This window comes from Aureimonas psammosilenae (assembly GCF_009176975.1).
In the GTDB taxonomy this organism is placed as follows: Bacteria; Pseudomonadota; Alphaproteobacteria; order Rhizobiales; family Rhizobiaceae; genus Plantimonas; species Plantimonas psammosilenae.
The window spans coordinates 214136-226281 of sequence record NZ_WEZG01000004.1 but is presented as its reverse complement, the minus strand read 5'-3'; the positions used below and the strand labels follow the sequence as shown (position 1 = coordinate 226281).

At 59.7% G+C, this 12146-nt stretch carries 16 protein-coding genes; 9 read left to right on the top strand and 7 right to left on the bottom strand.

The window, feature by feature from the left end; translation table 11 throughout:
- Window positions 1-248: 248 nt before the first annotated feature.
- Entirely contained in the window at window positions 249-1352 is a 1104-nt protein-coding gene (locus F9929_RS09805; protein ID WP_152046377.1) for a LacI family DNA-binding transcriptional regulator, read from the top strand.
- 9 nt (window positions 1353-1361) lie between these two features.
- On the opposite strand, the gene F9929_RS09800 is transcribed toward F9929_RS09805, so the two are convergent.
- Window positions 1362-2207 carry a PfkB family carbohydrate kinase gene (locus F9929_RS09800; RefSeq protein ID WP_152046376.1) on the bottom strand — a complete coding sequence of 282 codons (846 nt, stop codon included), beginning with the start codon at window positions 2205-2207 and terminating at the stop codon, window positions 1362-1364.
- 130 nt (window positions 2208-2337) lie between these two features.
- Here F9929_RS09800 and F9929_RS09795 point away from each other — a divergent pair, with 130 nt between their 5' ends.
- From F9929_RS09795 to F9929_RS09785, 3 genes are all read left to right on the top strand, one after another.
- Window positions 2338-3336, top strand: coding sequence for an SIS domain-containing protein (locus F9929_RS09795; RefSeq protein ID WP_152046375.1), 999 nt, complete (start codon window positions 2338-2340; stop codon window positions 3334-3336).
- Between the two features lie 119 nt (window positions 3337-3455).
- A complete protein-coding gene (locus tag F9929_RS09790; RefSeq protein WP_193227684.1) occupies window positions 3456-4178 on the top strand; it encodes a GntR family transcriptional regulator in 723 nt (240 codons plus the stop codon).
- Window positions 4179-4671: 493 nt separating this feature from the next.
- A complete protein-coding gene (locus F9929_RS09785) occupies window positions 4672-5598 on the top strand; it encodes a hypothetical protein (RefSeq protein WP_152046373.1) in 927 nt (308 codons plus the stop codon).
- A 156-nt stretch (window positions 5599-5754) separates the two neighbouring features.
- On the opposite strand, the gene F9929_RS09780 is transcribed toward F9929_RS09785, so the two are convergent.
- Window positions 5755-6117, bottom strand: a complete 363-nt coding sequence (locus F9929_RS09780; RefSeq protein WP_152046372.1) for a hypothetical protein — start codon at window positions 6115-6117, stop codon at window positions 5755-5757.
- A gap of 121 nt (window positions 6118-6238) precedes the next feature.
- Between F9929_RS09780 and F9929_RS09775 the strand changes: the two genes are divergently transcribed.
- The 4 genes from F9929_RS09775 (at window position 6239) to F9929_RS09760 (ending at window position 8467) form a co-directional block, all read left to right on the top strand.
- Entirely contained in the window at window positions 6239-6430 is a 192-nt protein-coding gene (locus F9929_RS09775) for an XRE family transcriptional regulator (protein ID WP_328595984.1), read from the top strand.
- Complete coding sequence (locus tag F9929_RS09770; RefSeq protein WP_152046370.1) at window positions 6427-6843, top strand: GIY-YIG nuclease family protein; 417 nt, start codon at window positions 6427-6429, stop codon at window positions 6841-6843. The genes F9929_RS09775 and F9929_RS09770 overlap by 4 nt, the downstream gene beginning before the upstream one ends.
- Window positions 6840-7169: a hypothetical protein gene (locus F9929_RS09765; RefSeq protein ID WP_152046369.1), complete on the top strand. Its 330-nt coding sequence runs from the start codon at window positions 6840-6842 to the stop codon at window positions 7167-7169. The genes F9929_RS09770 and F9929_RS09765 overlap by 4 nt, the downstream gene beginning before the upstream one ends.
- A gap of 89 nt (window positions 7170-7258) precedes the next feature.
- The gene (locus F9929_RS09760) at window positions 7259-8467 is read left to right on the top strand and encodes a hypothetical protein (RefSeq protein WP_152046368.1); all 1209 of its coding nucleotides are present in this window, start codon (window positions 7259-7261) and stop codon (window positions 8465-8467) included.
- A gap of 99 nt (window positions 8468-8566) precedes the next feature.
- On the opposite strand, the gene F9929_RS09755 is transcribed toward F9929_RS09760, so the two are convergent.
- From F9929_RS09755 to F9929_RS09745, 3 genes are all read right to left on the bottom strand, one after another.
- Window positions 8567-8785, bottom strand: coding sequence for a hypothetical protein (locus tag F9929_RS09755; RefSeq protein WP_152046367.1), 219 nt, complete (start codon window positions 8783-8785; stop codon window positions 8567-8569).
- 70 nt (window positions 8786-8855) lie between these two features.
- On the bottom strand, window positions 8856-9146 hold the full coding sequence (locus F9929_RS09750; protein WP_152046366.1) for a DUF3572 domain-containing protein: 291 nt from the start codon (window positions 9144-9146) through the stop codon (window positions 8856-8858).
- 39 nt (window positions 9147-9185) lie between these two features.
- Window positions 9186-9371, bottom strand: a complete 186-nt coding sequence (locus tag F9929_RS09745; protein ID WP_152046365.1) for a hypothetical protein — start codon at window positions 9369-9371, stop codon at window positions 9186-9188.
- A 184-nt stretch (window positions 9372-9555) separates the two neighbouring features.
- Between F9929_RS09745 and F9929_RS09740 the strand changes: the two genes are divergently transcribed.
- Window positions 9556-9741 carry a hypothetical protein gene (locus F9929_RS09740; protein ID WP_152046364.1) on the top strand — a complete coding sequence of 62 codons (186 nt, stop codon included), beginning with the start codon at window positions 9556-9558 and terminating at the stop codon, window positions 9739-9741.
- Between the two features lie 108 nt (window positions 9742-9849).
- Here the strand turns inward: F9929_RS09740 and F9929_RS09735 are convergent, their stop codons facing one another.
- Window positions 9850-11655, bottom strand: coding sequence for an RNA-binding domain-containing protein (locus F9929_RS09735; protein WP_152046363.1), 1806 nt, complete (start codon window positions 11653-11655; stop codon window positions 9850-9852).
- 210 nt (window positions 11656-11865) lie between these two features.
- Entirely contained in the window at window positions 11866-12042 is a 177-nt protein-coding gene (locus tag F9929_RS23960) for a hypothetical protein (RefSeq protein WP_193227683.1), read from the bottom strand.
- Between the last annotated feature and the right edge of the window lie 104 nt (window positions 12043-12146).

Genomic DNA, 12146 nt, shown 5'->3' with positions numbered 1-12146 from the left:
GCATGGGTGATGGAAGGCGACGCTCGCGAGGCCAACGGGGACCAGTCACCGGTGCGGGGCCTATGCGGCCGCGTTTACGATGGACTGTGCGAACGTTCTCAGGATATGTTCAACGAAATGCGGCACCCGTCAAGCCCTTCTGGCGAAACGGAGTTTGCTGAGAGGCTGCCGATGTCGGTTGCGAAGCGGCCGAAGCTTTGCCACCAAACGGAAGAGAAGGGCGGTTTCTGCCGCCGGGAAAGACGGGCATGGCCGAAAAGCGCGCCAAGAAAACCACCATCATCGAGGTCGCGCGCCTGGCGGGCGTCAGCACTGCCACGGCGGGCCGCGTCCTCGGCGGCTACGGCTATGCCAGCCAGGACATCCGCGAGAAGGTGCGGGCCGCCGCCGAAAGCCTCGGCTACCGGCCGAACGCCCTGGCGCGCGGGCTCATCACCGGGCAGACGCAGACGATCGGCGTCGTCGCGGGCGATGTGGAAAGCCCGTTCTATGCCAGCATTCTTCGAGGTATCGCGGATGTGGCGCGCTCCAAGGGCTTCGGCCTCGTCGTCACAAATAGCGACGAGATTTTCCAGCGCGAGCGCGAGGCGGTGGAACTCCTGGTGGAGAAGCAGGTCGACGGACTGATCGTCACGCCGTCCGATCTTGCCAGCGCCCGCTATCTCGAAAGCGTGATCGCGTCCGGCTGCCCCGTCGTGCAGATCGATCGCGTCGTGCAGGAACTTGCCGCCGACGCCGTCACGGTTGACAGCACGAATGCGGCGCGCAACTGCGTCGCCCATCTCATCCGTGCCGGCCACCGACGAATCGCGATGATCGCGGAACTCGAGCGTTCGGATGTCGGCGATGTGCGCTCGTTCCTCGATCGAACGTCCTTCTCGGCGACGCCGCCGGTCTCGCTCTATCCGAGCTGGCAGCGCCTTCTCGGCTATCTCCAGGCGCATCGGGAGGCCGGATTGCCGGTCGATCCGGCCCTTGTCCGGCGCGTCGGTTCCTATTCGGCGGTTGCGGCCAAGGAGGAGACGATCGATCTCCTCTCCGGCCGACCGGCTCCGACGGCGCTCTTCACCGCCGATGGGCTGATGTCGGCTGGCGTGATGGATGCCGTCAGCGCGCTTCGGCTCGACATTCCGGGCGACATCTCGCTCGCCTGCTTCGACGATCTTGACTGGATGCGTTTCGTACGCCCGGGTATCACGGCAATCGAGCAGCCGCTGAACGAGATGGGCCGCGCGGCGGCGCGGCTCGTGCTGGCCCGGATCGGTGGCGAAAGCGGTCCACCGCAGCACCTCGTACTGCCGGCGCGTCTGAGCCTGCGCAATTCGGTTCGGGAACTCGCCGAAGCCGTCTGAGCCGGCGCTTCAGCAGGCCTTGGCAAGGGCGGGAATGTCCCTGGCATCGACCGCCATTGCGCTCGCATGGCCGATCGCCCCGACGCGCGTACAGGTCTCGGCCGCCGCGCGGGCCGCCGCGCGCATGAGTTCGGCCGGGTCTTCCTTGCGCAGGAGGCCAACCAGCGTTCGGGCGACGAACGTATCCCCGGCGCCGAGCGTATCCACGACTTCGACGGGATGGGCGGCGGTCTCGTAGCGATGCGTGCCGGCCCCAAGAAGCGCGCCTTCCTCGCCGCGCGTGACGAGACACCATTTCGCCCCGGCCGCCAGCGTTTCGCGCATCAGGGCGTCGGCTTCGTCCCGCGAAAGGTCGCCCGCCGAGATCGATGCCAGGAAGCAGAGCGGCGCGATCGCACGGCGATGCTCGGCCTCCCGGCGAATGGAGAAGTCGTATGACAGGCGCGAGACGCCGGCAAAGCGCGGCAGATGCGCGTCGAGACCGCTCGATTGGCCGATATGCACGGCGTCGAAACCCGCCGCGAAGGCGACATCCGCCTCGTCCGGCTCGAACATCGAAACGGAAAGGTCGAATTTCAGGAAGACGCGGTCGCCGTTCGCTCGGTGGCCGATGATGCAATAGGCCGTGGTGCCGGGCAGGACGCGAAGGCGATCGAGGCGGACCCCCTCGGACGCGAGGGCCGTCCGGATCGCCGCGCCGGCCGCATCCTGCCCGACGGCGCCGACGTAGCCCGTCTCCGCCCCGAACCGACGCGCGAGCACCGAGACGTTGAGGCAGTTTCCGCCGGGAAACATTTGGTTCGTCGCCGGATAGCAGTCGACCACGTTGTCGCCCACAGCCAGAACTCTTGTCATCATCGCATTCTCCGCTCATGAGAACGTTCGCACACGCGGCGTTGCGCTGTCAAACAAACGGTTTCATCTCGCCATTGATATATACATCATATGACGTCATAATAAGGACGATCACCTGAAAGGAGCGACCATGAGCCCTATCGAACTGAATGCAGATGTCGCCAAGGCCCTCGAAGGGCTTTCTGGACGTCCGATCGATCACGTCTTCTTCGTCGCCTGCGGTGGCTCCTTCGCCGTCATGCAGCCCGGCAAATACCTGCTCGACCGGCATTCCCGTCTGCCGTCCGACTGTCTGAACGCCGAGGAGTTCGTCTGCCGCGATCCTCGCACTCTCACCACGAAGTCCCTAGTGATCCTATGCTCGATGACCGGCACGACCCGCGAAACGTTGCGCGCTGCCGAACATGCGAAGGCCAAGGGCGCCGCCACGATCGGCCTCAGCGTCGATCCGCAATCGCCGCTGTCGCGCGCCGTCGATTTCCCGGTGGGCTTCGAGGCGCCCTATACGACCGGCGTGCCGATCGATGCGGCCGACAGCAATTATTCGCGTCTCTACCAGATCGTCATGGGGCTGGTGCGGCACCATGACGGCGAGGACAAGCTGGCGCCGCTTCTCGCCAGTCTCGGCAATCTTCAGACGGTGATCGACCGGGCGCATGAAAGCTTCGCGGCGAAATTCGCCGACTATGCGCCGCGTCTCGCCAGGGAGGATGTCGTTTATACGGTCGCGAGCGGCCCGTCCTATGGCGCGGCCTATTCGTTCTCGATCTGCGTTCTCATGGAGATGCAGTGGATCAATTCGCAGGCGATCCACGCCAACGAGTTCTTCCACGGCCCCTTCGAGGTGCTGGACGAGAAGCGTGCCTTCATCCTCCTCAAGGGTGTTAGTGAAACACGCGGCATGGACGAGCGGGCCGACGCCTTTCTCCACCGGTTCGGCTCACCGGAGAAGATCATGGTGCTGGACGCAGCCGACCTCGATCTCTCCGGCCTCGACGAGGCATTCAAGGGCAATCTCCTGCCGCTGATCTTCTTCGATACGCTCTGGCGCTTCGCCTATCGCATCGCCGATATCCGTCAGCAGACGATGCTGGAAGCGCGCCGCTACATGAAGAAGATCAGCTACTGACGAGCGGCTCTTGTCCTCGCGGAATCGGCCGTAGCGGCTTGCCGTCCCGGCCGGTTTCGTGCTCGAAACTGCGCATGAGCCGCGCTCGCGGGAGCCGCTCGGAGCTTCGGCGGGCGGTCATGGATTCTGAATACGACAACAGCACGCCGCTTTACGATCAGGTGAGGCTGCGCCTTCTCGGCGACCTGCAGAGCGGCCGCTACGAGCCGGGCTCCTATCTCCCGGCCGAACCCGAACTCTGCCGGATCTACGGTGTCAGCCGCATCACGCTGCGCCGCTCCGTTGCCGAACTCTGCGCGGAAGGGGTGCTGAAGAAGGTGCATGGACGCGGCACACTCGTCAGCACGCCGAAGCTGAATCAAGCCCTCGTTTCGCTCGGCGGTTTCACTGAAACGCTGCAGGAGCAGGGAATCTCCAACCGCTATCTGGTGGTCGATGTGCGAGAGAGCTCCCTCGCCGGTGACCTGCGGGCGCGTCTTGCCAGCGGGGGAAACGAGATCGCCGTCTCGATCCGGCGCATTCTCCTGGCCGATGAGCGACCGCTGACGCTCGAAACCCTGGTCTTTCTCAAGCCCCGCTATGGCGGCGTCGTCGCGTCGGTCGAGAAGGGCGGTTCGTTCCACGCCGCCTTGCAGCATGTCTACGGTATCGGCCCTCGCAGCGCCGAGCGTGTCCTGAACGTCGACTTCCCCTCGGCCGAGGAAGCCGCTCTTCTGAAGACGTCTTCGCTACAGCCGGTCTTCCGTATCGAGAAGACCGTCTTCGACGCGAAGGGGGGCCCAATCGCATTTTCCCTTCTGGTCACTCCGACCGATCGAGTGACGTATACGCTGCGGATCTAGACAGACGACCTGTCCGACAGATTGCCGGAATTGGCTGATCGCGTCTGGTCGCGGGTCCACGCATGTGGAGGCAAACATACGCAACCTTTCCGGCCGTTGAACGGCAAGGGGCATAACGAAGCCGCGATGGGCCGCTCTTGATTGGCCATGTCTCTGAGTGCTAACGAAACGCTGCTTCCTGATCAAAGCCGCAAAGACGAGCGTTCATTTTCCTGTTGTTATTTCAATGACATACGTGTTCGCAGTTATATTCTGACCGGCGCGCCAACAAAATCAACGGTTTAAACGGTTCGGGACGAAGCGTCCCACAGGACGGTCCCACACAAGGGGCTGGCCTCACGTTGTGAGCCGTCTTCAATTTATGCCACGTTCTGAACCTACTCTGGCCGCACCTTCGAAAGTTATCTACGGTTGGTAGCCTAAGCCCGTTGTCTCGACAGTTCGTCTTCCGCGTGTGACGCTGTGTTAGAACGATTCTCTGAAGGACAAATCTTTGCGTGAGCTGGCCAAAAGTTTGGGACAGGCTGCGACGAGCCTAAAGGCGGTATTGGTAACAGATTGGCGTGCACAGGTGGTCGTCTGCTTAGCTATCGTGAGCGGGCTCATGACTCTAGGCGTTGGGTTATTTATCTCCTCTGCGACAGACCCAACAACCTTTGGAGGCGCGGTTTTTGCAGGCTGGATTGGTGGGTATCTGATTTTTGTGCTTGGTCTCGTGTCAGTGCTCGTCTCGCTGGCTAGGCCGGAACAAGACTTCTTTCTCTCCCGTGCGCGAGCTCTTCTTAGAGGGCAAGAAGGTCGTCATATCGATTATATTACAGCTCAGATGAGTAGATTGTTCGAGCTATATACCGAGTCTATTACGAAGGAAATTCGCATAGTTGGTTACGATCAAGCCAGTGATTGCTTTCGAATAGTCCACACGAGCAACGCTACCTTGCGTTCTTATCTCAATGATATTTCGTGCGAATTTGAACCGCATTTTACTTACCGCAACGCAACTCCGCCGCCAGACAATGGTGAACCTTCGAAACTAGCTTTTATCAGGGTCAATGGGATCCAAATGAGTGGCCCTTTTGAATTCACTGATAGCTTCGATAAGGGACCCTATCCCACTCAGGTGGAGCCAAATTCCACCGTAACGGTAGAGCATAAGTTCCACTGTTGGGTGAGGGGTCGACATGAACCAAATCGCCATTCGGCCAAACGGTTCGCGCAAAAGCTTCAGGTCAGCTTAGTCAACGACCTTCCAGATCGTGAGGTCAACGTTTTAGTCGAGATACCGGGGCAACCTAACCGTTCGGAGATTGTTCGCGTCGGTGAGGCGGCTGTCGTCGTTAACCTGACGGACATTGAGCCAGGGCAGCATGTCTACGACCTCAGGCTCATTATGGTTGATAGTGACCATAAAAGCGATTAACTGAGGCCTATGAAGAGGAGATGAGCATGACGAATTTTCGCACTATCGGAGATGACGTCGGCGTTTGATCGCTGCTGCTCTCTGGTAAATAAGAAGGCCCCGAGCGATCGCTCGGGGTCTTTTTTTTCGGTCGATCGGTCGACGCGCGCTTGTTCGTCAGGCCCGCCCCGTCCGAATGAACGCCAGGGCCGCGGCGACGAGCGGCTCTTCTAGCCCGCCGGTCGAATGCTCCATTTCTCGCGCAGCGAGCTGCAGCGCAGCGATGGCGCCTTCGTCGGTGTAGATCGGCGGCGTGCGGCGCTTGAGCTGGTCGAAGAGCCAGAAGTACTGCCCGCCGGCGCGCTCGTCGTCCGGGTCGTCCGAGGCGTTGAAGCGCTCGCGTTCACTCTCAAGCGCGCGGATCATCGCCAGCATGGGATCGACGGCGATCCGCGCGGACATCGCCGCGTGGTATCCGCTGAGAACGGATCTGGGATCGGACATGGCTTCGCCGGCCGGCCCGGTGGGGACGTTGGTCATCTTGCTTCTCCATCAATCAACATTTAATGTTGAAGAGGTAGGAGCATCGAAACCCTCTGTCAACAGAAAATGTTGAACCATGACGCCGTCGCAATCCCGGGCCGGACGCGCACTTCTGGACATGACGCAGCCGCAGCTCGCGGAAGCGGCGAAGTTGGGCCTGTCGACGGTCGTCGACTTCGAGCGCTCCCGCCGCGCTGTGTCCGACGATAAGGTCGATGCGATCCGATCGGCGCTCGAAGCCGCCGGCGTCGAGTTCATCGCCGAGAACGGCGGCGGGGCCGGCGTGCGGCTGCGGAAGTCCGGCGCATGATGGACGGCTTCGCCGAATATGGCCGCTTCGTCCTCGAAGGCAGCACGGTTCGGCTTGATGAGAGCCAGCCGCTACCGACCGGCTGGAGCGTCTACGCCTTCCGGCGGGGCGGTGAATGGACGTACGTCGGCAGCGCGAAGCGGACGCGCGCCCGATTGCAGGGCTACCTTCGGCACCAGCGGAGGGGATCGCAGTCCCGTTATGTCCATGCCTCGCTTGCCGAGGCGCTCGTCGCCGGACCGATCGCCGTTTTCGTCCTCCCGTTCGCCGATCCGGTTGCCGAAGTCGACGGGTTGCCGCTCCATATGCCCCTGGGCGTCGAGGCCGGTTTGATACACCGCCTCAACCCACCCTGGAACCGTCGCGGCCTCGATGCAGCCGGCGGCGCTCCGATCGTCGAGGATGAGCCATGACGGATGCGGAACGGGACGAACGACCGAAAGCCCGATCGCGGCGCGGGCGGATCAGCCGGCGCCGGGCCGCGGCGGCCCGCCATTCGCGCGCCTATCGCGAGCGGCAGAAGGCGAGGGGCGTTCCCACCGGCGCCGAGATCGACGCCATGATCGCGCGGATCATGATCGAAAACGTCGGTCGGCCGCAGGGGCTGAAGATGGATGCGACGCAGCTCCCACGGCTTTGCCAGCGCGTCGCCGAACGCTTCGCCGCCTCGGCCGAGCCGCAAGGCGATCTTGAGCACCGCGTCGCGGCCCGGGTCGAACGGATGCGCGCTCCGCTGTAGGTTCTGTAGGCCTTCGTTGGTCGGCAAAATATTTGTCGACAAGGCTTGGTGTTCTGCGCTTCATCCTCTGCTTTGCGGAGGACCTGAACATGCCATCGCGTAAGGATTCGCCACCGCCGTATGTCGATCCGGTCAAGAAGCAGATGTTTCTGACGATCATGCACACCGCCATCGCTGCAGCGTCAGCCGGTGACCCCGATGAAAGTGTGCTGCGAATGTCCATGGCGGTCTACACGAGCGAATACATTCCAGAGGATATGTCTGCGTCCGAAGCCGCGAGCGAATACGCCTACCATTTGCTTAAGAGGAAGCGGGATGAGGACCCGCCGCTTTGGACTGGCCTTCTGTCGCGCGCGCAGTTCGAAGCGAAAAGGCGCCAAAACCCGATTGAAGTCCTAGTCGGTGACGAATGGCACGTCGAAGATCCGCGTTGGCTTGGTTTGCCGGGGGACAGTATCGAGTATCTGAACATGCTCGCACATATACGCGAGCGGGAGACAGCCACCTTCGACGAACTTCTAGGCGTGCTGGTGGGCATCGACCCGAAGAGGCTCGGAGAACTTCTCGCTGATGCCGAAGAGGGCGGACAGATACGGCGGTCTTCAACTCCCGACGGGCCTGTTTGGGAGACGACAGGCATTTTGCGCGCATCACGGCCGAAATCGGCAGAAGTCGAAGCCCTCGCTCGGCAGAATGGCCCCTTTCTATCTCAATCCAAGGAGGGATACGCTCCGATGGACCCGCCAGGCAGGCGGCGGCTGCCGAAGGAGGATCTACATCTCGCTTCGGACGCGAAAGTCATTTTGTCCATTCTTCGGGCGAGCAAGGGAATGGCGGCCAGCGGTTTGGGCAAGCAGCTACCGCACCTTAACCGCTATGCTTTGCACTACCTTTTGAAACGGCTGCGCAACGCCGGTCACATTCAAATGCTCGGGTTTCGACGTGCTGCAGTATGGCAGCTCGTACCGCCACCTTCGAAGAAGCGAGCAAACTCAAAGCAGCATCCGCGCGCGCCGCAGCCGCTTCGAGAACGAGAGGAAACGCAGAAGCGGGAAGAAGCCGAGAAGGCTCCACCGCGGCGACAACCTAAGCACCCATTGCACACCGAAGAAGAACTCGTGCGTGTCGAACGGTTCGTGACTGACAATCCGGGCTGCAGGCTTGGCGACATAATGGAAGGGCTGCAATGGGAAGGCCGTTACCGGCTCCACGGCCTTACCGAGAAGCTGTACGGCCGGCGCCGCATCTACCGCCGGAATGGGCTGCACTACCCGGGCAAAGATCCTGCGTGGGAATAGCGACTTGCCCGGCCGTCTCGCGGATTTCCATGCCGCGAACCGAAGCGGATCTCACAACCTATGCCGGCCATTCCAGTGGAGCGACCGGCGTTAATCCGGTTAGATCTTCGATCCGACAGGCGGGGTGCTGCTGTCCGACGTTTCGATCCCGTGGCTCCTTTCCAGTTTCTCTTCTTGCTCAGCGGCTTCGATTTCGCTGAAAAGGCTCCTCTGGTTGAAGCCTAGCGGAAACAGATAGGCGTCCGGGTCGGTCTGTTGCAGGGCCGCCACCAGTAGGCGACGCAAACGCTTTGATGACTCTTTTGTTTTGCGTGGCATCGTTGTCCTCCTTTCTACCGATCATGAGATCACCAATAAGAAAGTGGCAACCTGCGCAAATCATCGGCCATCAGACTGTCAGCGTATCGCGCGCCCGTTCGACTTCGCTCGGGTCCAGCCCGGCCGATCCAGCGAAGTCCATCAGGTCGTCTTCATTCGCCAGAAGGAAGTCGAGCAACCCGACGAAGAATGCCGGCTTGGCGGCTTCGGTGCGAAGCTGCGTCACTTCCAGGCCCGTGAGATCCAGGAAGCGGCGCATCAGCTCATCATGACTGGCGAGAAAGCCGAGGGCGTCGATGCCGATCGTTTCGGCGTCCTTGCCCGAAGGAGCAGGCTGGGCGGGCTTGTCGAAGCGAAGCATGGGTACGTCTCCGTTATGCGTTCGGGCGGCCGGCGGCGATCAATGGAGTGTTCCGCGGCGCTCGTAGCCGGCCGAAATCTTTTCGGACAGTTCGGCGGCGATGTCGTGCTGACCGCGCACCAGCGCCATGATGGCTTGGCGGGGATCGCCGCCGACAAGCGCCAGCACTTCGTCCACAACGTCTTCCAGATCCTCGATGGGAATCGTCTTCATCGGTCTGCGCATGGCGGCTCTCCGTCCGGTGTGACCGCGATCATGCCCGCTATCGGGCTTGATGGGAAGACAATGTTCCTATTTTGTTCACAGCGTAGCGACGGGCTGTGGAATGGCGCAACGGATCGGAAGCTTCGAGGAATCGTGCCGCAAAGGGCTCGGGATCGTCGTTCGGTGCGGAGCGTGCGGCAAACGGGTGACTTATCGAGCCTGGGACTTCGTGGGGTTCATCGCGCCGGCCGCCCAGATCGACGCTTTGCGCTGGCGCTGCACATGGTGCCGAACGCTGACGAGCGACGCCCGCTATGTGCCGATCGACGGCATGGGACGCGAGGATCTGTCGAAGTGGACGCCGCCGACTGGCTTGCGGCGTTTGCCATAGATCTCGCGGGCTTTATCGATATCTACCCAGATCTTTAAACTCTGACTCTTCAAATAATACGGCCAAATGATTGTTACGTTCAGCAGCGCATCATTAAAATGACTCGGACTATTCTTCAGGCTCAGGATAGATAGACTCTTCGTTCATGTTGTCGAATAGAGAGGGGTTCCTATTTTGATCTGCATCAGATTTTCTTCTCCTCCCTTTTTTCAACGGTGCGACCTCCAGAAATTTCGGACCAGGTCCCCATTCCACTTTTGGCCCACGATTTTGTTCAGATATAATCTTAATAACACCCCGGTTGTTTAGATCTGAGATAATATTCCTTGCTCGATAGACATTTACGTCAAGTATGTTCTGTATCGTGCGGTTTGTTATCTTGCCGTACTCAGAAAGGTGCGAGAGTAGCTTTCTATCGATTTCATCGGTGGTGCGTCTTTGATAGGTGACTGCATAGCCTAGTTCCTTCAGAGCTGATGCTCTTAGCCGGTATGTGGGATGTGAGCGCCTAAATGTGGAACGCGTGGGCTCCAAGATTGCAACCGTATCGGTGGCAAGTCGCTTCAGAATAGCCTCACATTCGGAATCTGTTTTCTGGAGTAATCCTGCAAGTGTCGAGGAAGACACATTCTTCGTGGTGCATAGTCGATAAACAATCAACATTGTATCGACGTCGTTCTGCTCTGCTTCGGGCAGTCCGGCAATGAAACGAGCGATTTGCGTATCGATAGCCCCGCCGACAAATGTTAGTTTAACATGGTCACTCATTGCAGATATTGTTGGCAGTTGGCGTCCGGATCGTATCAGCTCGCGATACATCCGATCAATGCCACGACCAAGCTCCTCAGCAACTCCGAGATGGCGTGCAATGCGCGTTAGTGCTGGATTCCTGGGACGTGAAGACGTCGTCAGAATGTTTTCTGTTGTAACGCCTGACACTAACGGCCCAGGCGACGTGACGTTGAAAACTTCAGGAGAATGATCAATCGTCGTGAGCGCTGAAAGCACATAATCGCGGTGACACAGTGCATTCGATAACGCTTCTCGAACGGCAATTTCTGGGAAATCTTCGATCGATATCTGTTGCCCGTTTGGTAGCGTTATTGGCGTCGTAGATTGACGCGCTTCAATGAAGGACATGATACGCAAAAACGAACTCAGTAGAGGTTGTTTTAGCCGCTGGATCAAGCGCGGCTCTCCGCCAGGAGTATTGCGATATTGGTAGATGAAAAGATCCGCCGCTTCGCTGCTCGGACAGAACATAAGATAACCGGCTCTATTCAAAGTTCCTCTAGAACTTATTGCTCCCAGCCCGCGCAATAAGTCTTCTGTGGAGGCTTCAGCGAGAAACCTACGCTCGTCAGAGAATCGAGAAAGCAAAGTACGCGCTTCAGCTATCGACAACTCGTCGACCTGATCGATTGCGTAGTCGGTCGGGGAAGCGGACCAATCTACCCCCTGTTTCTCTTCCCGAATCCGTCGATGGTCATCGGACGTCAAAGGGATGCAATCGGTGTTGATCCGTTGTGTTGCACGCCCTTTCGTGTCCGAATGAACTTCAGAACTCTGGGGGACGTGAATTAGAAGGCAGTCTGAGCGGACATCGGAGACGCTCGCCGACACATACAAATGAGGGGTGGTTAGCTCGTAAATCCGTTGCTGGATTGCAGCAGGTTGCAACCGGCATCCAGTGAAGGCGGTAGGACCACGTCCTTTGTCTGCAACTCCGACTACGATCATGCCACCTGCAGAATTGGCGAAGCAGATTGCCGCATCGACGACGGTACGCTCTGTATCTCCCAGCGATCCCTTATCTTCCTTAAAATCGAGGGTAGAGCTTTCAAGATCGGCCGCTTTCTCCCCCTCCTCAACGCGACGGATTGCAGCTTCAGCTTGGTCGATAATGGTGATCATTAATTGATGCGAGTTTGATGCAGCCCTCCACTGTGTAGGGTACAATCAAACTTCCGTCAAACTTCCGCTTGTGTTCCAGATGTGTTCGAAATCCCCGAATGCGGTGCAACACCCGAATGCGGTGCAACACCCGAATTGAAGTGAACTTTCCGGTGATCGCTCAGCTTCGAATGAACACCGCGTCTTTGCGATTCCAGCGCATTCTGAACTCTAACGCGAGCGCTCCGCACCGAGAGTTAATACCCCGCCGCTCATGATTGCCCGCGCCAGCTCTTCCTTCGGGATCGCCCGATCCGTCGCGGCGCGCCGGGCGCCCTGGTAGCCCATAATCGCGTCCAGAAGCGTTCCCGTTCCATCTGGTTCCCCCGTCACCCGGTGACCGATCATCAACGACTTCGCGTCAGGATGCCCAACGGCGTCCCGGCGCGTCTCCTGCCGGCCGCCGCGTGCACGAAGCGCCGAGGCGCGTTGCGTACTGCCTCGGCGCTTCT